Source organism: Sinomonas albida (assembly GCF_004919045.1).
GTDB lineage: Bacteria > Actinomycetota > Actinomycetes > Actinomycetales > Micrococcaceae > Sinomonas > Sinomonas albida.
Window position 1 is genome coordinate 109358 of sequence record NZ_SWDW01000005.1, and the last position, 18267, is coordinate 127624.

Below are 18267 nucleotides of genomic sequence, written 5' to 3' on the forward strand. Positions count from 1 at the left end.
GGGCCGACGCCGGGTGTCCAAACCGGCGCCTTCGGGAGCCTCAGATCGCGGGCCTTGCGCCCTTCGTGTACGCCGTGTGCGTCCAGAGGTGCATGAGGGCGTAGGCACGGTACGGGCGCCAGGGTTCTGAGCGTGCCTCGGCCTCGCGGGTGGTGATGCCTCCGAGAGCCTTGCGAAGCACGAGGTCTCCGGGAGTGAAGCCGTCGCGGTCGCCGTAGCGGACGGCAAGGTAATCGACGGTCCAGGGTCCGATGCCGGGCACGGCGAGGAGCTCGGTTCGGTTGGGTGCGCCGTCGGCCTCGAGCCAGGCGCTGGCGAGGGCCTGGACGGTCCGGGCCCGAGACGCCGTCAGCCCCACGGCGCTCCTGAGCTCCTCGGCGTCAGCCTCCACGAGCGCCGCAGGCTCCGGGAAGCTCCGCAGGCCCTCGGGCCCGTCCGAGCCGAAGGCCGCGATGAGCCGGCCCGCGAACGTCCGGCCGGCCGCGAGGGACACCTGCTGGCCGAGGACTGTGGTGACCGCGGTCTGGAACCGGTCCGTTGTCCCGATCACCCGGAGGCCGGGGCGGATCGAGAGCAGGGGGTTCAGTAAATCGTCTCGGCGCAGCCACTCGCGCACGGGTCCGAGATCGGCGCCGAGGTCGAACCAAGTTCGCACGAGCTCAGCGAGAGCGGGGAGCTCCGCCGCATCGGCGGCATGGGCCGTGAATTCGAGGCCGGCCTCGTCGAAGCGCACGGTGATGGCCCGCCGCCCGCGCGGTCCGTGAACCAGCCTCGTGTGGGTGCGTTCCTCGGAGTCTGTCAGTTCGGCGCCGGGCAGCGTGTGTGCGGCGAGGCTCCCGAGGATGGCCTCCGGCTCGAGGCCGTCTGGCGCGTCGATGCGCACCGCGGCCGAGCGGGTTTCGGTCACGCCCACACGCCCGATGTCCCGCGCCGGTGGCTGTCCACGAGATGGGTGTCGATGATCCCGATGGCCTCCATGAGCGCGAACATCGTGGTGGGCCCCACGAAGGAGAACCCCTTCTTCCGCAGCGCCTTCGACAGCGCGACGGATTCCGGCGAAGACGTCGGGATCTCCGAGAGCGTCCTCGGCGTGGGGGTGGATTCCGGCTGGAACGACCACACGAAGTCGACGAGCCCGCCCTCGTCGCGCAGCGCGATCGTGGCTTGGGCGTTCTTGATCGTCGCGTTGATCTTGGCCCGGTTCCGGATGATGCCCTCGTTGAGCATGAGCCGCTCGACATCCTCCTCGGTGAAGGTGGCCACCTTGTCCGGATCGAAGACCGCGAAGGCTTCGCGGAAGGCCGGGCGCTTGCGAAGGATCGTGGACCACGAGAGGCCGGCCTGGAAGCCCTCGAGGCAGATCCTTTCGAAGAGCCCCTGCTCGTCGCGGACTGGCATGCCCCATTCCTTGTCGTAGTACTCGCGCAGCAGGACGTCGGTGCTTGCCCACGTGGGCCGCGCGAGTCCGTCCTCCCCGATGATGGTTCCGCCCGCCAGCGGCGCTTCGGTCATGCCCCCGTGTCCTCTCCCGTGGATAGCTGCCTTGCGGCATCGTTCAAACCTGTAACGCGCAGCGTGATGTTGATCCTCCCGTCCTCGACCCCGCATCCTTCGGGCGCCGTTCCCGGGAGGATCTTGGTGACGCCGTGGAAGGCTAGCCTCGACGGACCGCCGAACACGAAAAGATCGCCGGATTCCAGCACGACATCCTGGTACGGGCGTCCGCGCCCCTCCGAGTTGCCGAAGCGAAACACGCAGCTTTCGCCGATGGAGAGGGAGACGACGGGCTCCAGCGAGACCTCATCCTTGTCCTGATGCATCCCCATGCGGGCGGCATCGTCGTAGTAGTTCACGAGCGCTGTGTCCGGCGTGTACTCGGTCGCGTCACCGCCGTAGGCCTCCGCCACGGCGAGCCGGCCGACCCGGACCATCCAGTCGGGGAAGGGCAGCACCCGCCGGCCGTTCACGTCCGTGGCCTCCCGCGAGTACTTGTACGGCTGCCAGTGCCAGCCGAGGCAGACCGTCTTGACCGACATCTCGTGCCCGCGGACGCTCGCGGCTCGCGGCGGGACGGGCCCCGCGGCCCATTCGCGGAACCGTGCGGAGATCCAGGCCTGCTGTTCGATGGTGAGCCATCCCGGGACGTGCACGGCCCCCGGCGCGAGCTCGCGTCGGGGCCGTGACATGAGGTCATCGCCGAACAGCGCCGTCACGCCGCGACCGCCTCGAGGCGCAGGAGCGAGGTCTTGGCCTCGAGCCCGCCGATGTAGCCGCCCAAGCTCCCGTCCGAGCGCAGCACGCGGTGGCACGGCACGACGACCGGGAGGGGATTCGTGGCGCACGCCGTCCCGACCGCACGGACGGCACGGGGATTGCCCACGGCCCGCGCGACCTCCGCATAGCTTTCAGTGCGGCCGAACCCGATGTCCTTGAGGTGCTGGATCACGGTCCGGCGGAAGCCGTTCGAGAGGCTCAGATCGAGGGGGAGATCGAACGCCGTGCGCCGGCCGGAGAAGTACTCCTCAACCTGACGCGCAGCCTCGCCGAGGCGCTCCGGCGATTCGAGGATGCGCGGACTGAGCCGCTCGGCGAGGGTCGCGAGCACGGCCTCGTGGCCTTCGCGCTCGTAAGCGACCCGGACCAGCCCGCGCTCCGTAGCCGCGAGCAGGAGCCGCCCGACGGGCGTCTCGACGATGCGGTACGCGACGTCGAGCAGCCCCTCGCGGGATGCGCGTTCGGCCAGAGCTGCGTGGAGGCGGGTGAGGGCGCCGGGTTCGATCGTGATGAGCTCGGGAGCCAGGGCGAGATCGACAGCGCCGATGTCGGAGGGGGTGGAAGTCATGCGCTTTCTCCTTCGGATGCTGCGGCGGAGAGGGCCGCTCGGAGGGACTTGAGGCCATCGGCTGCCGCGCGTCGTGCGGCCGCGGGTGAGCCGCCGAGGATGGCGGCGATCTCGTTGTAGGGCAGATCGGCGAGGTACCGGTACGCGATCACGCGTCTCTGCTTGTCGGGGAGTCTGGCGACGCGTTCCCAGATACCGTCCCCTGAAGCGTCTGCGGCAGGATCGCCCAGACCCGCGGGCGGCGCGTGCGCTGTTCCGTGGGCCGGGTGCGCGTCGGGAAACTCGGCCACGGGAACGGGCCGACGGCTACCCGACCGCACCGAGTCGATGCTCTTGCGGTGGGCGATGGTCACGAGCCAGGCCTCGGTATTCGCGTCCGGCGGCAGCTCGGGATACGCCCGCAGCGCGGCGAGGAAGGTCTCCTGCCACACGTCGTCGGCGTCCGCAGGCCCCACGACAGCGCGGCACACGCGCAGCACAGTAGCGCCGTGAAGGTCCACGAGTCTTTCGAAGGGCTGTTTCATGTCCATCACTGTGTAGACGCCGCGGGGACCGGAAATGTGAGGTCGGGGATCAGAACAATCGGGCGGACTTCGTCTCCGGTGGTTCCTCGAGTTCCAGCAGGAACCGCTTCCGGTCGAGGCCGCCCGCGTATCCGGTCAGGCTCCCATCGCTCCCGATCACCCGATGGCACGGGACCACGATGCTCAGCGGATTGTGGCCCACGGCTTGGCCGACGAGCTGGGCCAGGCCTCGCCCGCCCATCCGGTGCGCAAGCGCGCCATACGTCGTCGTTTCCCCATACGGGATCTCGGCGAGCATGCGCCAGACGGCGAGCTGGAAGTCGTTGCCGCGCGGCGCCGTCGTCAGCTCAAAGGCGCGGCGCTCGCCGGCGAGGTATTCGCGGAGTTGGCGAGCGGCGTCGTCGAACGTTGAATCGCTCTCGACGCGCTCGCCAAAGGACTCCTGCTTGGGGAGCGTCCAGTGGCCCGGGAAGTAGATCGCCGTGAGCGCATCGCCCTCCGCGACGAGCGTGAGCGGGCCCAGGACAGTGTCCGCCTCGGTGTGGCGCATGCCTACCATTCCATCACGCGGAAGCTTGCACGCGGGCCGGTTGTCACCACGCCCGTGGGGCCACGATTGCCCGGCCGACAACGCGAACTCAGCGGTGGGCGGCGAAGAATTCCCGCAGCAGTTCGCCGGATGCGTCCGCGAGGACCCCGCCGTACACCTCCGCGCGATGGTTGAGCCGCCGCTCCCGCAGGACGTCGAAGACGCTGCCGGCCGCGCCGGCCTTCTCATCCCACGCGCCGAACACCACACGCGGGATGCGCGCCAGCACGATGGCCCCGGCACACATCGCGCAGGGTTCGAGCGTCACCACGAGCGTGCAGTCCTCGAGCCGCCAACCGTCACCGCGTTCGTTCGCCTGCAGCGCCGCGGCAGCCGCGCGGATGGCGACCATCTCAGCGTGTGCAGTCGGGTCGCCCAGCGCCTCACGCTCGTTGCGGCCGACGGCGATGACCTCGCCACCGGGACCCGCGACAAGCGCTCCGATGGGGACGTCACCGGTGCCCAGGGCATCCCGTGCCTCCGCGAGAGCGCGGAGCATCCACGCCTCATGCTGCGGATCCGGGGCGGTCATGGCTCCATGATAGGTTCGCGGCCGGCCCAGCCCGGGCGCGAACCATCGACGGGTCACCCCTGTCAGATCACCTGTGCCCACACCGCTACGGTCGCCAGGATCACCCCCGACGACACGAGGAACGAACTCCACCGCGGGTTGGGCCATTTCGCGGCCAACCAGGTACCCAACAGCGCCCCAGTCGCTGCGGTGGAGTATGCGAGCAAGGAGACCATGAGCGTCTTCATGACGCGCCACCTCCTTACCGAGGATGCGGCTCAGTCTACGTCTCTAGGGGCTTACGTCTCTAGCCTTGCACGCGGAGGGGCCGCGGGCGGAGGAGCGCCGCCCGCGCGGCGGGCCATCTCGGCGAGCTGCTGGCGCGTGGAGGCCCCGGTCTTCCGGAGCCCGTTGGAGATGTGGCTTTCGACCGTCCGGACGCTGAGCCCGAGCTGGGCGGCGATGTCCTGATTGGAGCGCTGTTCGGCGAGGAGCGCGATCTCGGCCTCGCGGGCCGTGAGTATGGGCGCCGCGCCGCTCGGCCCGAAGGAGATGAACTGGCCCTCCGTGGGGAAGCGGACCACGAAGGATCTGATCGCGCGTTCGAGGGCCGCCACGGTGTGCCCGCCCTCTCCGCTCAGCCGGTATCGCTTCGCGGCGCCGTGGAGGAGCATCGTGATCTGGTACGTGTCGTCGTCCGGGAAGTAGCCCTCCAGAAGCTGCACGAGGTGCGGAAGGTCCACGCCGATCACGGCATCGGCGATCGCGAGGAGCTGGCGGTGCTGCGTCGAGCCGCGCTCGTCGAGGATGCCCTGAAGACGTGCCTTGACTCTGGGTCCGGGGAGCAGGCATAGGGTGAAGAGTCCCGTGTACGTCGCCTCGAGGACGTAGCCGTGGAGGAGCTGCTCGTCGATGAGCCGGCTCGCCTCGTCGTCGAACCTCGCCGCGCTCGCCGGCTGCTGCCGCACCAGGTCGTAGACGCCCTTGCCGGTGCCCGGCAGGGCGCCGACGTCCCGTGCGGGCGTCCCCAGCTGTGCCGCTGGCGACGACGGGTGCCGTACCGAGGAGAGGCGCACCATCGCGTTGTACAGCGACTCGACGAGGAAGCCCGGGCGGCCGAGCGCGAACGTGGTGGCCATGACATACTCGGCCTCGACGAACAGCCCGCGGGAGAAGAGGGCGACGGCGGCGACGTAGCTCTGGGTGACGAGGCTGAACTGGTCGACGGCGTGCTGGGCGTCGCGGCGCCGCTCGAGCGAGTACACGATCGCCTCGTCGATGCGGCCGGCCGCGAACAGCGCGAACGCGCGGATGAGGGAATCGAACCGGGGGAGGCCGTCGAAGCCCACCGCCTTGTCCGCCATGAGGAGCGCCTCCTCGGGGCGGAACCGGAACAGCTCGAGGAGACCCCGCACCGCGGGCACCACGCCGCTCGTCGGATTCCGGTGGGTCCAGCGGGCGAACGCCTCGTCGAGGTCCGCGGGAACGCGGTCGTAAGAGGCTTCCAGGAGGAGCGACCAGGCCTCGGCCTCCGCAGCCCAGCCCGGCTCGGCCTCGGCGAACCGGGCCATGAGGGCCGTCGCTTCCTCGAGATCTTCGCCGTTGAGGGCGACCCACAGCGAGTGGGTCATGGTGAAGAACAGGCGGTCCTCCGGGTTGCTGTTCGTGGGGTCAGTGTGCGCGAAGACCTCCTCCACGCGAGCGCGGTCGATCGGCGCGCCCCAGTACACGCGCAGGAAGGCGACGGCGTTGGACATGCTCCGGTCGGCGTCCCACGCGCTGTAGTAGAGGCGCCCCAGATCGTCGAGCCGATTGTGGAAGTACTGGGACGCAGAGTGGCTCCCGTTCATCTCCTCGCGGAGCGCCGCGATGGCCGCGGAAGCGTCCGCCGCGCTCGGCTGGGCGAGGTCAAGGTGCGAGGAGGCGAAAGCCTCGGTGATCGCGCTCCGGAGGATCTTCCGCGACGTGCCGATGTGGCCCTTGAGATAGTCCTCGACGACCGGCGGGAACACCGAGACGAAGAGCGCGCCGTCCTGGCCCGGCACCACGGAGACGAGGCCGCGGTGCTCGAGCCGGTCGAGCAGGTCGGGGCCGACCGTGGCGAGCAGCCGCTCGAGCGGGCCCGGGCCAACGAGCGCCATCGTGTTGAGAGCGCGGGACTCTTCGTCGCTGAGGCCGTGGAGCAGAGCCTCGACCGTGCTGTGGAGATGCACGTTCATGAGGGTGCCGCCGTTGAGGCACCACCGGCCGTCCCTGAGCACGAGGCGCTCGCCGAGCGCCGCCGTCTCGACGATGCGGACGGCGAGCCGCAGATTGCCGCCGGAGGAGGCGAGCACGCGCGCCGCGACGTCGACGTCCGCGGGGGCGCCCAGCATCTCCGCGATGAGGGCGTTGACCTGCTCGTAGCGCAGCGACGGGATGGCAACCGTGGCCTGCGGCCAGCGGCCCAGCGCCGCCGTGGCGGGGGTTGAGGTTCGGAAGGGCACGTCCCCGGTGGTCACGACCACCGGGACGCCGGTGCGGTTCTGCACGATGTCGATGACGGAGAGCGACTCGCGGTCCAGGTTGTCCACGTCGTCGAGCACGATCACGCGGCTGCCGGATCGCGAGAGGTGCTCGGCGAGGAGGTCGGCGACGCCGAGGACCCCCACCGCGCGGGAGCGGAGGTCGAGGCCGAGCGATAGGACGCCGGCGAACTGTACGGATTGCAGCGCGGGGCCCGCGAAGATGCAGTAGACCGCGGTTCCGCGTTGCTCGAGCTCCTCGACGAGGCGTTTGGCGACCGCGGTCCGCCCGCTTCCGGGCGCGCCGACGATCCGCACGCCGAGGCCGCGTGCGAGGTAGCGCAGGGCGCTGCTGAGTTCCTGTTCGAACAAGCCGGGGCCTTTCTCACGTGTGTGGCCCCCCGACACTGAGCAAGAGGCGATCGCGGCCCGGGCATGACGCGGGTTTCCCGAGGTTTTCGGAGTCCGGGCGGCTGCCCCGGACGGCCCTGCCGTCACCGCCGGATGATAATTTGGCAGCCATGCGCACTCTCGTCGTCGACCACCCGCTCGTCGCCCACAAACTGACGGTCCTGCGGGACAAGAACACGCCCAGCCCCGTGTTCCGGCAGCTGACGGAGGAGCTTGTGACGCTCCTCGCCTACGAGGCGACCCGGGAGGTCCGCACCCAGCCGGTCACGATCGAGACCCCCATCGCCACGACCATCGGGACGGCCTTCACGAAGCCGACTCCGCTCGTCGTCCCGATCCTGCGCGCCGGTCTCGGCATGCTCGAGGGCATGACGAAGCTCGTCCCGACGGCGGAGGTCGGCTTCCTGGGCATGGCGCGCGACGAGGAGACGCTCGACATCGTCACGTACGCCGAGCGGCTTCCCGAGGACCTCACCGGCCGGCAGGTGTTCGTGCTCGACCCCATGCTCGCGACCGGCGGGACGCTGAGCGAGGCCATCAAGTTCCTGTTCCGCCGCGGCGCGAGCGACGTGACGTGCATCTGCCTCCTCGCCGCGCCCGAGGGGCTCGCGCGGCTCGAGGCCGGTCTCGGCGACGCCAACGTCAAGATCGTGCTCGCCTCGATTGACGAGCGCCTCAACGAGAAGGCGTACATCGTCCCCGGCCTCGGGGACGCGGGCGATCGCCTCTACGGGCTCGCGAAGTAGCGCGCCCCAACCCACGACAACGGCGACGCTCCCCGGAAGGGGGGCGTCGCCGTCGTCGTTGATGTGGGGCGAACCGTCGATTCGTGGTGAACCGCCCGAAACGGCAGGCCTAGTGCAGCGGCGCGAGGGGATTGAGCGGCTCCTGCGGGAGGCTCGACGGGATCGGCGGAAGCGGCACGGGCAGCGACGGAGGGGCGAGGCTCGGCAGGCCGGGGAGGGCCTTCTGCGAGGGGCTCGGCTCCGGTGCGGCCGGGACGGGGGCCTGCTGGGTCGGAGCGGCCGGGCTAGGCGTCGCGGCGTGGCTGGGCTCCACGGGCGCTTGGACGTTCGACGGCGCCGCGGGCTGCGCGGGCTCGGTCGGGACATCGGAGGTGTGCTCGGCCGGTGCGGGGGCATGGCCCGTCAGGACACCCAGAACCGTCGAGACGCTCTGGTTGAGCGACGAACGGAAGCCCTCGTCCGCGGCCGCAGCGGCGGCCGTACCGCCGCCGATCGCGGCGGTGAGGGCCAGCGCGACGGCGAGCGGGCGCCGTCGTCCGCGCCGCTTGGGAGGCACTGCGGCGCGGCGGGCACCTTGGGAAGCGCGCGACGCGCGGAACGCATCGAGCGAGATCGTCTTCGTCTCGGGCTCCGCGGACTGGGTCGCGGAGATTTCGCGGACAGGAGCCGCGGAGTCGACAAGGAGGGCCGCGACGGCGGCGCTCGGCTCGACAGGACCGACGTGCGCGAGCGAGCGGAGGTCCTCGAGGAGAGGCCGCAGATCCTCGGCGCCCTCGGCCTCGGCGTCCGCGAGGAACTGCTCGATCACCAGGAGATCTTCAGGATCGGGTGTCGGGTTCATGAGTGGCTCTGTTCTGTGATGAGAGCTTGACTTCTGAGCGCGTCCAAGGCGCGCCGCTGAAGCTGTTTGATGGCGCCGGTGGTCCGGCCCATGACGGCGGCGGACTGTTCGATCGACAGATCCGCCACAACCCGCAGGAGCAGGACTTCGCGGTGGTCTTCTGTGAGCCCGTCGAGCAGGCTCATGACGCCGGTTCCAGCGAGGGCCGCCTCTTCCGCCGTGAGCGACGTGGTCCGGGGATCGTTCTCCGGATCGTGGGGGATGAGCGTGGGGGTGCGCTCGCGCCGGCGATAGTGATCGACCGTTCGGGAATGGGCGATCGTGAAGAGGAGGGCCTTCGCGCCGTCGAGGCCGCCTTTGAGGCCGGGCCCGGTGCCTTGGGGGTTGAGGCGCGAATAGAGCGAGAGGAAAACGTCCTGGGTGACGGCCTCGGGGTCGTCGACACCCCGGGCGCGCAGGTAGCCGAGCACGGAGGATGAGAACGCTCGGTAGGCGGCCGTGAAGAGTTCGGCCTGGTCGCCAGAATCCACCGAGGGGTTCTCGCGGCAGGTCTCCTCTTGCTGCTCCAAGCGGCTTACCTTTCTCCGTTCTGGCCGGCGCCGCTGCCCCCGTCGGGGCACGCGGACGCTGGTCTCTGGGCTGTCGGGTGGGGGCCCGGAACGGGCCGGGCCCCCGAAACGACTTGCCAGCCTACCTCAGTCGGCAGGGGAGGTGTTACGGCTGCACCGCGTTGGTGGCCTGGCTCGCGAGGCCCGAAGCCGCACCCGGGAGGGCCGGAGCTGAGGGGAGCGACGGGGTCGACGGCAGGGCCGGGACAGCCGGGACGGCGGGCGTCGACGGGAGCGTGACGGAGCCGTCCGCGTTGGCCGAGACGTTCGCGCCGCCCTGGGCCGAACCGGCAGCCGCGCCGGACTGCAGCTCGGTGGCGCAGTACGACGAGACGTTGGCGTCACCGTGCGCGAGGACCGAGAGGTTCTTGAGGTCCGTCGAGCCGGAGGTCAGGCCGCCGTGGACGAACGTCTGGCAGAGGTCCGTGATGTTGGCGGCGCTCAGGTTCGGCGTGCTCGGGAGACCGGCAGCCGGAGCCGAGGGGAGGGCCGGGGCGGACGGAGCCGCCGAGGCCGCCTGGCCCGCAGCCTTCTGAGCCGTTGCGGCGCCGTTGGCGGCCGTGGAGCTCACGTTGGGGGACGGCGCACCGATGAGGTCGTGCGCAGCCTGCTGGGCCGGGGTGGGAAGCGCGTTGGCGAAGGCCGCGGTGCCCGCACCGCCGAGGGTGATGGCGCTGACAGCGATGGCGCTGGCGGCAAGCTTGCTCGAAGCGATGACACTGAAGAAGGACATGAAAGGCTCCTCAGGAAGGGTTGAAGTGGATGGGAGGACCGCCGCGGTCGGTCCTACGCTCGGTTAACCGCCCGGTCTCCGAAGAAGGTCACGCGGGGAGAAGAATTTTTTTCGCGCTTCTTTCCTGCGGACGCGATCTGTCCGCAGCGGGTCCGCGAGACCTGTCCCCCGCGCCCCTCGGCGCCTAGCGTTGTGGGCATGGAATGGAAGCTTGAACTGGTGTTCGTGCCGGTCTCCGACGTGGACCGAGCCAAGGATTTCTACGTCAATAAGGTGGGCTTCAACGCCGACTACGACGAGCGCGTCAACGAGAACCTGCGCTTCGTCCAGCTCACCCCGCCGGGCTCCGGATGCTCGATCGCGATCGGGGAGGGGATCAACGACGCCCCTCCCGGCACCGCGCCCAGCCTCCAGCTCGTGGTGAGCGACATCCAGGCCGCCTACGACCAGCTCAAGGGCAACGGCGTGGACTGCAGCGAGATCGACGTCCAGGACTGGGGACACTTCGTGTACTTCCAGGACCCCGACGGGAACAAGTGGGCCGTCCAGTACATCCCCTGGAAGAACGCGCAGGCGGCCGTGGACGCTCAGGTGTCCGAGACCGCTCAGCTCGCCGAGTAGCCGGGGCCACCTCGTCGCGGGGAGCTCATCGTGCTCCTCGCGAGGGGGCGACCCGGTTCGCCAGCCTCACGCCATGTCCGGACCCTTCCCGTTGCCCCGCCGATCCCGGGACTTCCGGCTCGGGGGCTCGTCAAACGTCACGTCGATGTGCTCGAAGCCCTTGATCCGCTGAGCCTCGGCCTGACGCGAGTAGGCCTTCTGGTCCTCGGGGGTGAGCTCCGCCTTGTCGGTGAACGGCGTGAGCAGGGAGCGCGGATGGAGCCCGTCGACCCGGACCACGTTGATCTCGACGCACAGGACCACGGCGACGGCGGCCAGGTAGAGGAACGCGAGCAGGCCGAGGACCACCGCGAAGACGCCGTTGATCGCGCTGGCCCGCCGTACCACGTTCTGGATGTATTCCGGGCTGAGCGACTGCAGCAGCTGCCACGCCACGGCCGCGCCGAGCGCTCCCGGGAGGACTTGGCGGATGGTGAGCCTTCGCGAGGTGCCGATGCGGAAGGCGAGGATGAATGCGCCCGCGTTCACGGCGACTGAGGCGGCCAGGAGCGCCACGCGTCCGGCAAGGCCGAGGGTGTCCGCGAAGCCGCCAAGGCCGGAGAGCACCGTCGATCCCACGAGCGCCAGGCCGACCGTCCCCACGAGCAGCGCGCTCCGCCCGCGCGCCTTGAACGGGTCCGGGCGGCGATTGCGCGGCACGGCCCACGCCGTGTTCATCGCATGTTGAATCGCCTGGCCCACGCCGAGGCACCCGTAGACCGCGCCGAGGATGCCGATCACCACGCCCGCGGTCCCGCCGCCGAGCCCCTTCGGCTCCGCGAGCTGCGATCCGATGACCGGGAACTCGCCGAGCGCGGAGCGCATGACCTCCGCGCGCAGATCGGGGCTGCCGGAGAGCACGACGCTGAGGCCAGTCGAGAGGAGGAGCAGCAGCGGGAACAGCGAGACGAAGGCGTAGTAGGTGATGAGGGCGGCGAGGAAGGGCCCGTGGTCGTCCATGTACTTGTAGATCACCGCAAGCGGGTACCCGGCCCACGGGTGCTTTCGCTGGAGGGCGTCCCAGCGCTCCACTGATCCCATTGCACCCTCCGTCCGGCTCCCGTTCCGGATGCCGGAAGCCTGCTCGCGCAATCCATCCTGCCCTCTTCAGCAGGGTCTGCGACACGTGGCGGCGGTGCGTCGGCGCTTTTCTGAGGCTTCGCTACTCTTTTCGGCCTCCTGGCGCAGGGCCCCACACGCACGAAGGCCCTGGCCCTCTCCGGCTCGGAGAGGGCCACGGCTTTTGCTGACGGCGCGTTATCGGAGCCCGGGGCGGTCAGCTCCCGAGCGCGTAGACCGTCGTGTTGCCGATGGTCTGCGCCTGGAAGTTGGCCTGGACCCACTGCCCGATCAGCTGCGCATCGTTCGATCCGGTGCCTCCCTGCATGAGGCTGGCTGCGATGAAGTAGTGGATCTTGCCTTCGTTGACGAGCTGCTGGAACTGGGCGAGCGTCGGGGCCGGGTCTGTGCCGTTGAACCCGCCGATAGCCATGACGGGGAGCTGCGAGGCGAGCTGATACCCCGCGGCATTGTTCGAACCGACGACGGCGGCCGCCCACGTGTACTTCGACGCGTTCGTCTGCAGGGCGGTCACCAGGGCGGACGACGGCGTGGGGGCACCCAGGAGGCCACCCGCGCCTCCGCGCCCGCCGCCGAAGCCGCCGGGCTGTCCGCCCGCGCCGCCGGCGCCACTCGCGAACGGGGTGCCAGTGCCGCCCTGTGTGCCTGTGCCGTTCTGTGTGCCTGTGCCGCCCTGAGTGCCCGTGCCGCCCTGAGTTCCGGTGCCGCCTTGGCCGAAGCCGGGGGACGTGCCCTGGGCGCCGTTCTGCGAGAATCCGAGGAAGCCCTGGCCGTTGCGCTGGCCGCCGAATCCGCCACGGCCGCCGAAGCCACCGAAGCCGGACGATGGCCCGGCCGTGACGATCGCGCCCGAGTGGGCGGTTGAAACCGTGTCGAGCGTGAACGCGAACGGGCCGGCGAGGGCCGCGACGAGGGCGAGCGCCGCCGTCGTCGGTCCTGCGGGCTTCGGGAGCCGCGCGCCGAAGCCGCCTGCGGCGATCGCCGCGGCCGCCACGAGCGCAGCAAGCGCCACGGCCCACGCGAGCCACGGGACGAACCCGGACGCGCGGTTGAGCAGGACCACGCCCATGATGCCCGCGGCGGCGACGCCCGCGGCGAGCGCGGAGGCCTCGACCGGGTACCTTCGCCGATGCCACAGGATCCCGCCGCCAAGCCCGGCGAGGGCCGAGATGCCGGGAGCGAGCGCCACGGAGTAGTACTCGTGGATGATGCCGTGCATGAGGCTGAAGGTCAGCCCCGTGACGAGCACCCACCCGCCCCACGCCACCACGGAGGCCCGCACGGCGTCCGTGCGCGGCGCGCGCCGCCCCACCCAGAGAAGGGCGGCGCCGAGGATGAGCGAGGCGGGCAGGAGCCACGCGATCTGGCCCCCGAACGTCGACGAGAACAGCCGGAGAAGCCCCGGCTGGCCCCAGCCGTTGCCGCCGCCCACGGAGCCGACCTCGTCCCCGCTCAGCCGGCCGAAGCCGTTGTAGCCGAACGTGAGCTCGAGGATCGAGTTGGTCTGCGAGCCGCCGATGAACGGCCGGGCGCTCGCGGGGATGAGCATGACGGCCACGATCCACCAGCCCGCGGAGACGACCATCGCGCCGAGGGCGCCCAAGAGGTGCAGGAGCCGCCGGACCATGCGGTGCGGCGCGGCCCAGAGGTACGCCGCCGCGAAGCCCGGTACGACGAGGAAGACCTGGAGCTGCTTCGTGAGGAAGCCGAAGCCGAGGAGCACGCCCGCGATGACGATCCAGCGCGCCCGGCCGCTCTGGACCGAGCGGATGGTCGCGTAGCCCGCAGCCGTCATGAGGAGCACGAGCAGTGCGTCAGGGTTGTTGAAGCGGAACATGAGCGCCGCGACGGGCGTGAGCGCGAGCGCCGCGGCCGCGACAAGGCCCGCGCCGTGGGCGGCGCGGTCGTTCCCGGTCGCGGGGCGGGCGGCGCGCCGGACCGCGAGGTACAGGATCCACGCCGTGCCGACGCCCATGAGGGCCTCGGGGACGAGGACCGACCACGAGCTGAGGCGGAAGATCCGGACGGAGAGGTCCATGACCCAGAGCGACGCCGGGGGCTTGTCCACCGTGATGGCGTTCGCGGCGTCGGACGAGCCGAAGAAGAACGCCTCCCAGTTCTGGCTGCCGGCCTGGGCTGCGGCGCTGTAGAACGCGTTGGCCCAGCCGCTCGCGGCGAGGTTCCAGAGATACAGAACCCCCACGCCCAGCAGAAGCAGGGCCAGCTCAACCCGGTGACGGAGTGACCCCACCGTCGCACCGATGCCGCGGCCCGTGAGACGGCGGAGCAGCGGACGGTGGGGAGCCGCGTCGGAGGGCGATGAGGGAACCCAGCGACCGGGGTCGCTCGCGGTGGAGCCGCCGGTGGTGGCCCCGGCCCCCGAGGGGGAGCCGGGGACCACTACCGGGTGAGACTCGGTCTGCGTCATCACTTGACCAGCTTGTAGACGGTCGTGTTGCCGACCGTGGTGGCCTGGAAGTTCTGCTGGACCCACGTGGCGATCGACGAGGTGTCGCTCGCTCCGCCGCGGCCGCCGAAGCCACCGCCGCCGCCCATGCCGCCGCCGGCGATGTAGTACGTGATCTGGCCGCTGGACACGAGCGCCTTGAACTCGTCGAGGCTCGGGTACGGGTCGCTGCCAGTGAAGCCGCCCATCGCGATGACGTTCGTGTTCGAGGCGAGCTCGAGGCTTGCCGCGGAATTGGATCCGTTGGTCGCCGCGGACCACTTGGTGGTGGTCTGCTTGAGGAGCGCGACGAGCTCGCTTGAGGCGCTCGCTTCGCCGCCGGGGCCGCCGAAGCCGCCGGCCTGGGCGCCCTGACTGGTGCTGCCCTGACCCGTGCCGCTCTGGGCGCCCTGTGAGGACCCCGAAGTGCCGTTGCCGGTCGCGCCGCCGTCGGCAGCGCCGCCGAAGCCCTCGGCCGAGGAGCCCGTGCGGTCACGGAACCCGCTGAAGCCGGCACGGTTGCCGGACGCGCCGAAGCCGTCCTGGCCGTTCGGCCCCGAGGTCGGGATCGCGCCGGTGTGGCCCTGGGCCGCAGTGGCGATGGTGAACGCCGTCGTGCCGAGCCCGCCGGCGAGCAGCGCCGTGACGGCCACCGCGACGGCCCCGAAGCGCAGCCGGTCGAAGCGGACCACGAGGCCCAGCGCGGCCAGCACACCCAGGATCACGATGACGACCTTGAGCCACGGGAGCCATGAGGCGTCCCGGCCCAGAAGGACGGCCGACCAGATGCTCGCCGCGAGGACGGTGACCGCGAGCACGATGCGCGACGGCCAGTACGCCCGGCCGCGCCACAGCTCGGCGCCGCCGATGCCGATCACGCCGGCGATCCCCGGGGCGAGGGCGATCGTGTAGTACGGATGAACGGTGCCGGTCATGAAGCTGAGGACCGCCGCCGTGACGAGCGTCCAGCCGCCCCACACGATGAGGGAGGCCCGGACGCGATCCGTGCGGATGGCGCGGCGCGTGAACCAGAAGCCGGCCACGAGGAGGATGAGCGCCGCGGGGAGCAGCCACGAGACCTCGGTGCCGAAGCTCGAGCCGAACATGCGGAGGATGCCGGCCTGCCCGCCGAACATCGTCCCGCCGGGGCCGCCGTTGCCGCCGCCTCCCGGGAATCCGCCGAGTCCATTAGACCCGCCCAGCCCAGCCGCGCCCGCGGCAGCACCGACGTCGGCCGCGCCGCCGGGGGCGCCGCCCAGGCGATCGCCGCCGGCGCCCCCGCCACGGTTGCCGAAGATGCGGGCGAAGCCGTTGTAGCCGAATGTGAGCTCGAGGAAGCTGTTGGTCTGCGAACCCGCCATGTAGGGGCGGACGCTCGTGGGCGTGAGCGTGAACGCGAGGAGGTACGCGCCGGCCACCACGACGATGCCGCCCAGCGCGCCGAGCAGGTGCATGAGGCGCCGGCGCAGCGTGGTCGGCGCCGCCCACAGGTAGGCCAGGCCGAGAGCAGGGACGATGATGACGCCCTGGAGCATCTTGGTGAGGAACGCGAGGCCGATCACGGCGCCCGCCGCGGCGAGCCACTTCCAGCCCGCCTTCTCGATCGCGCGAACCGTGAGGTAGGCCGCGAGGACTAGGCAGAACGTGAGCATCGCGTCCGGGTTGTTGAACCGGAACATGAGCGCGGCAACCGGCGTCGCGGCAAGCGCGGCGCCCGCAAGGAGGCCTGCGACCGGTCCGCTCACGCGCTTGACCGCGGCGTACATGAGCGCGACGGCCGCGACGCCCATGAGCGCCTCGGGCAGGAGCATCGTGAACGAGTTGAAGCCGAAGATCCGGCCCAGGAGGCCCGGGATCCAGAACGCGGCCGGCGGCTTGTCCACCGTGATGGCGTTGCCCGCGTCGAGCGAGCCGAAGAACCATGCGACCCAGTTCTTGCTGCCTGCCTGGATCGCCGCGGCATAGAACGAGTTCGCGTACCCCGAGTTCGTGAGGTTCCAGAGGTACAGGAACGCGCTTGCGACGACGAGCCCGAGCGCTGACGGGCGGACCCAGCGGGGCTGGTCCGTGCCGAACGCGAGGCGCCCCCAGCGGCTTCCGGAGGAATCACGGCCGGAGAGCGGACGACGGCGGGAGGCGCGGTCGGCGCCGGGCTCGCCGGCGACGGCGGGCGAGGACGATGGGTCGTCCGTGAGATCTGGGGCGAGGGACGTGGTCATGGGAGTGGTGGCCTTTCGGTCGGGAGTCTACGGGTCGACGCGCGGGGGAGTCACGCCCTGCGGCGGAACACCCACAGGCGGAATAGGAGGAACTTGAGGGCGGTCGCCGCGAGGTTCGCGATGGTCAGAACGCTCAGTTCGATCCACTGGCCCGGGTTCGGGATCGAATTCATCCACAGGAGCGCACCGGCCGTGAGGGCCCAGCCGATCCCGAAGACGATGAGCCCTTCGAGGTGGTGCCTCGTGAGGCGCTCGCGGCCCAGGACGCCGAACGTGAAGCGTCGGTTCGCGGCGGTGTTGGCGATCGCCGTGATGAGGAGCGCCACGAAGTTGGACGTCTGGGCGTCCATGAACGTGCGGCCCAGGATGAACAGGGCGGCGTACGCGAGCGTGGACGCCACGCCGATCGCGCCGAAACGCACGAGCTGGCCGAACAGGCTCTGTTTCCGGCCGGCCTCCTCGGCACGCAGGCCTGCGGGGAGCGGGCCGCGCGCGAGCGCCGCCTGGAGCTGCACGAGGGGGATCCGGCCGCGGGCCATGTCCGTGGTCAGGCGGTACATGCCGCGCAGGTCCTCGAGTGCGGTCCGCGCGACGTCGACCTTCGAGTTCGGATCGTCCGTCCAGTCCACGGGAATCTCGGCGCAGCGCAGGCCGCAGCGCTCGGCGAGCACGAGGAGTTCGGTGTCGAAGAACCACGCCTTGTCGATCGTGTGGGGGAGGAGCTGCTGGGCCACGTCGGAGCGGATGGCCTTGAAGCCGCACTGGGCGTCGCTGAACCGCGCCCCCATGAGCGACTGGAGGAGGAAATTGTAGGAGCGGGACACGAACTCCCGCTTGGGCCCGCGCACCACGCGGGAGGAGCGGGAGAGCCGCGTTCCGATCGCAAGGTCCGAATGGCCCGAGACGAGCGGCGCGACGAGCGGGGCCAGGGCGTTGAGATCGGTCGAGAGGTCCACGTCCATGTACGCGAGGACGGGCGAATCGGACGCGAGCCACACGCGGCGCAGTGCATTGCCGCGGCCCTTCTCCTCGAGGTGGACGGCGCGCACGGTCTCGAGCTCACGTGCGAGGCGCTCGGCGACGCGCAGGGTCGAATCGGTCGAGGCGTTGTCCGCGATGGTGATCCGGTACGAGTGCGGGAACTGGGTCTCGAGGTAGGCGTAGAGCCGGCGAACGCAGGGCTCGAGGTCCTTCTCCTCGTTGTACACGGGGACCGTGACATCGAGGACGGGGATCCCGGCCTTGCGGAACGCCGCCAGGTCGAGGGCGATTCCGGGGCGGTGGACGGGGGCTGGGTCGGCGGAGGAGGGATGCTCAGGGGCGTGAGTCGGGCTGGGGCCGGCCGAAAGGACGACGGCGCCAACCGCCTGAGCGGACGGCTCGCCGGGTTCGAGAGTGTCGGCCTCGAAGGCTGGGTCCGGGTAGGTGCCGGTGCGGTCGGTGAGCGTCATGGGTACGACTTTCCCGGCCCGGCTTGTGCTCGGCGTAGAGCCAACCTGTGCTGCCCCTGTGACGTGGGGTGATGCCTGCCCCCATGCGCGCCTCACGGCCGC

Annotated in this window: 18 protein-coding genes; 2 read left to right on the forward strand and 16 right to left on the reverse strand. The window is 70.7% G+C overall.

The window, feature by feature from the left end; translation table 11 throughout:
- Nucleotides 1–40: 40 nt before the first annotated feature.
- From E6A26_RS06450 to E6A26_RS06485, 9 genes are all read right to left on the reverse strand, one after another.
- Nucleotides 41–907 carry a DNA-3-methyladenine glycosylase family protein gene (locus E6A26_RS06450; RefSeq protein WP_234865138.1) on the reverse strand — a complete coding sequence of 289 codons (867 nt, stop codon included), beginning with the start codon at nucleotides 905–907 and terminating at the stop codon, nucleotides 41–43.
- The gene (locus tag E6A26_RS06455; RefSeq protein ID WP_136610370.1) at nucleotides 904–1512 is read right to left on the reverse strand and encodes a DNA-3-methyladenine glycosylase I; all 609 of its coding nucleotides are present in this window, start codon (nucleotides 1510–1512) and stop codon (nucleotides 904–906) included. The genes E6A26_RS06450 and E6A26_RS06455 overlap by 4 nt, the downstream gene beginning before the upstream one ends.
- Nucleotides 1509–2213, reverse strand: a complete 705-nt coding sequence (locus E6A26_RS06460) for an alpha-ketoglutarate-dependent dioxygenase AlkB family protein (protein ID WP_234865140.1) — start codon at nucleotides 2211–2213, stop codon at nucleotides 1509–1511. The genes E6A26_RS06455 and E6A26_RS06460 overlap by 4 nt, the downstream gene beginning before the upstream one ends.
- On the reverse strand, nucleotides 2210–2842 hold the full coding sequence (locus E6A26_RS06465) for a methylated-DNA--[protein]-cysteine S-methyltransferase (protein ID WP_136610371.1): 633 nt from the start codon (nucleotides 2840–2842) through the stop codon (nucleotides 2210–2212). The genes E6A26_RS06460 and E6A26_RS06465 overlap by 4 nt, the downstream gene beginning before the upstream one ends.
- The gene (locus tag E6A26_RS06470; RefSeq protein WP_234865142.1) at nucleotides 2839–3366 is read right to left on the reverse strand and encodes an RNA polymerase sigma factor; all 528 of its coding nucleotides are present in this window, start codon (nucleotides 3364–3366) and stop codon (nucleotides 2839–2841) included. The genes E6A26_RS06465 and E6A26_RS06470 overlap by 4 nt, the downstream gene beginning before the upstream one ends.
- A gap of 49 nt (nucleotides 3367–3415) precedes the next feature.
- Nucleotides 3416–3916 (reverse strand): methylated-DNA--[protein]-cysteine S-methyltransferase, encoded by a 501-nt coding sequence (locus tag E6A26_RS06475; protein WP_234865144.1) that lies wholly within the window; start codon nucleotides 3914–3916, stop codon nucleotides 3416–3418.
- 88 nt (nucleotides 3917–4004) lie between these two features.
- Nucleotides 4005–4487: a nucleoside deaminase gene (locus E6A26_RS06480; RefSeq protein ID WP_136610374.1), complete on the reverse strand. Its 483-nt coding sequence runs from the start codon at nucleotides 4485–4487 to the stop codon at nucleotides 4005–4007.
- A gap of 62 nt (nucleotides 4488–4549) precedes the next feature.
- Nucleotides 4550–4714: a hypothetical protein gene (locus tag E6A26_RS17565; RefSeq protein ID WP_168928689.1), complete on the reverse strand. Its 165-nt coding sequence runs from the start codon at nucleotides 4712–4714 to the stop codon at nucleotides 4550–4552.
- Between the two features lie 51 nt (nucleotides 4715–4765).
- Nucleotides 4766–7342 carry a helix-turn-helix transcriptional regulator gene (locus E6A26_RS06485; protein ID WP_136610375.1) on the reverse strand — a complete coding sequence of 859 codons (2577 nt, stop codon included), beginning with the start codon at nucleotides 7340–7342 and terminating at the stop codon, nucleotides 4766–4768.
- A gap of 149 nt (nucleotides 7343–7491) precedes the next feature.
- On the opposite strand from E6A26_RS06485, the gene upp reads away from it, so the two are divergent.
- On the forward strand, nucleotides 7492–8127 hold the full coding sequence (gene upp, locus E6A26_RS06490) for a uracil phosphoribosyltransferase (RefSeq protein WP_136610376.1): 636 nt from the start codon (nucleotides 7492–7494) through the stop codon (nucleotides 8125–8127).
- A 109-nt stretch (nucleotides 8128–8236) separates the two neighbouring features.
- On the opposite strand, the gene E6A26_RS06495 is transcribed toward upp, so the two are convergent.
- The 3 genes from E6A26_RS06495 to E6A26_RS06505 all read right to left on the reverse strand — a co-directional run bounded on the left by E6A26_RS06495 (nucleotide 8237) and on the right by E6A26_RS06505 (nucleotide 10309).
- Nucleotides 8237–8968 carry a hypothetical protein gene (locus tag E6A26_RS06495; RefSeq protein ID WP_136610377.1) on the reverse strand — a complete coding sequence of 244 codons (732 nt, stop codon included), beginning with the start codon at nucleotides 8966–8968 and terminating at the stop codon, nucleotides 8237–8239.
- On the reverse strand, nucleotides 8965–9537 hold the full coding sequence (locus E6A26_RS06500; RefSeq protein WP_136610378.1) for an RNA polymerase sigma factor: 573 nt from the start codon (nucleotides 9535–9537) through the stop codon (nucleotides 8965–8967). Before E6A26_RS06500 ends, E6A26_RS06495 begins: the two co-directional genes overlap by 4 nt.
- 145 nt (nucleotides 9538–9682) lie before the next feature.
- The gene (locus E6A26_RS06505; protein WP_136610379.1) at nucleotides 9683–10309 is read right to left on the reverse strand and encodes a hypothetical protein; all 627 of its coding nucleotides are present in this window, start codon (nucleotides 10307–10309) and stop codon (nucleotides 9683–9685) included.
- 198 nt (nucleotides 10310–10507) lie between these two features.
- Here E6A26_RS06505 and E6A26_RS06510 point away from each other — a divergent pair, with 198 nt between their 5' ends.
- Nucleotides 10508–10930: a glyoxalase superfamily protein gene (locus E6A26_RS06510; RefSeq protein WP_136610380.1), complete on the forward strand. Its 423-nt coding sequence runs from the start codon at nucleotides 10508–10510 to the stop codon at nucleotides 10928–10930.
- Nucleotides 10931–10996: 66 nt separating this feature from the next.
- Here the strand turns inward: E6A26_RS06510 and E6A26_RS06515 are convergent, their stop codons facing one another.
- The 4 genes from E6A26_RS06515 to E6A26_RS06530 all read right to left on the reverse strand — a co-directional run bounded on the left by E6A26_RS06515 (nucleotide 10997) and on the right by E6A26_RS06530 (nucleotide 18165).
- Nucleotides 10997–12010 (reverse strand): YihY/virulence factor BrkB family protein, encoded by a 1014-nt coding sequence (locus E6A26_RS06515; protein ID WP_136610381.1) that lies wholly within the window; start codon nucleotides 12008–12010, stop codon nucleotides 10997–10999.
- A 235-nt stretch (nucleotides 12011–12245) separates the two neighbouring features.
- Entirely contained in the window at nucleotides 12246–14477 is a 2232-nt protein-coding gene (locus E6A26_RS06520) for an ArnT family glycosyltransferase (protein ID WP_136610509.1), read from the reverse strand.
- Nucleotides 14477–16714 carry an ArnT family glycosyltransferase gene (locus E6A26_RS18025; RefSeq protein WP_136610382.1) on the reverse strand — a complete coding sequence of 746 codons (2238 nt, stop codon included), beginning with the start codon at nucleotides 16712–16714 and terminating at the stop codon, nucleotides 14477–14479. Before E6A26_RS18025 ends, E6A26_RS06520 begins: the two co-directional genes overlap by 1 nt.
- A gap of 50 nt (nucleotides 16715–16764) precedes the next feature.
- Entirely contained in the window at nucleotides 16765–18165 is a 1401-nt protein-coding gene (locus E6A26_RS06530) for a bifunctional glycosyltransferase family 2/GtrA family protein (RefSeq protein WP_136610383.1), read from the reverse strand.
- Nucleotides 18166–18267 lie beyond the last annotated feature (102 nt).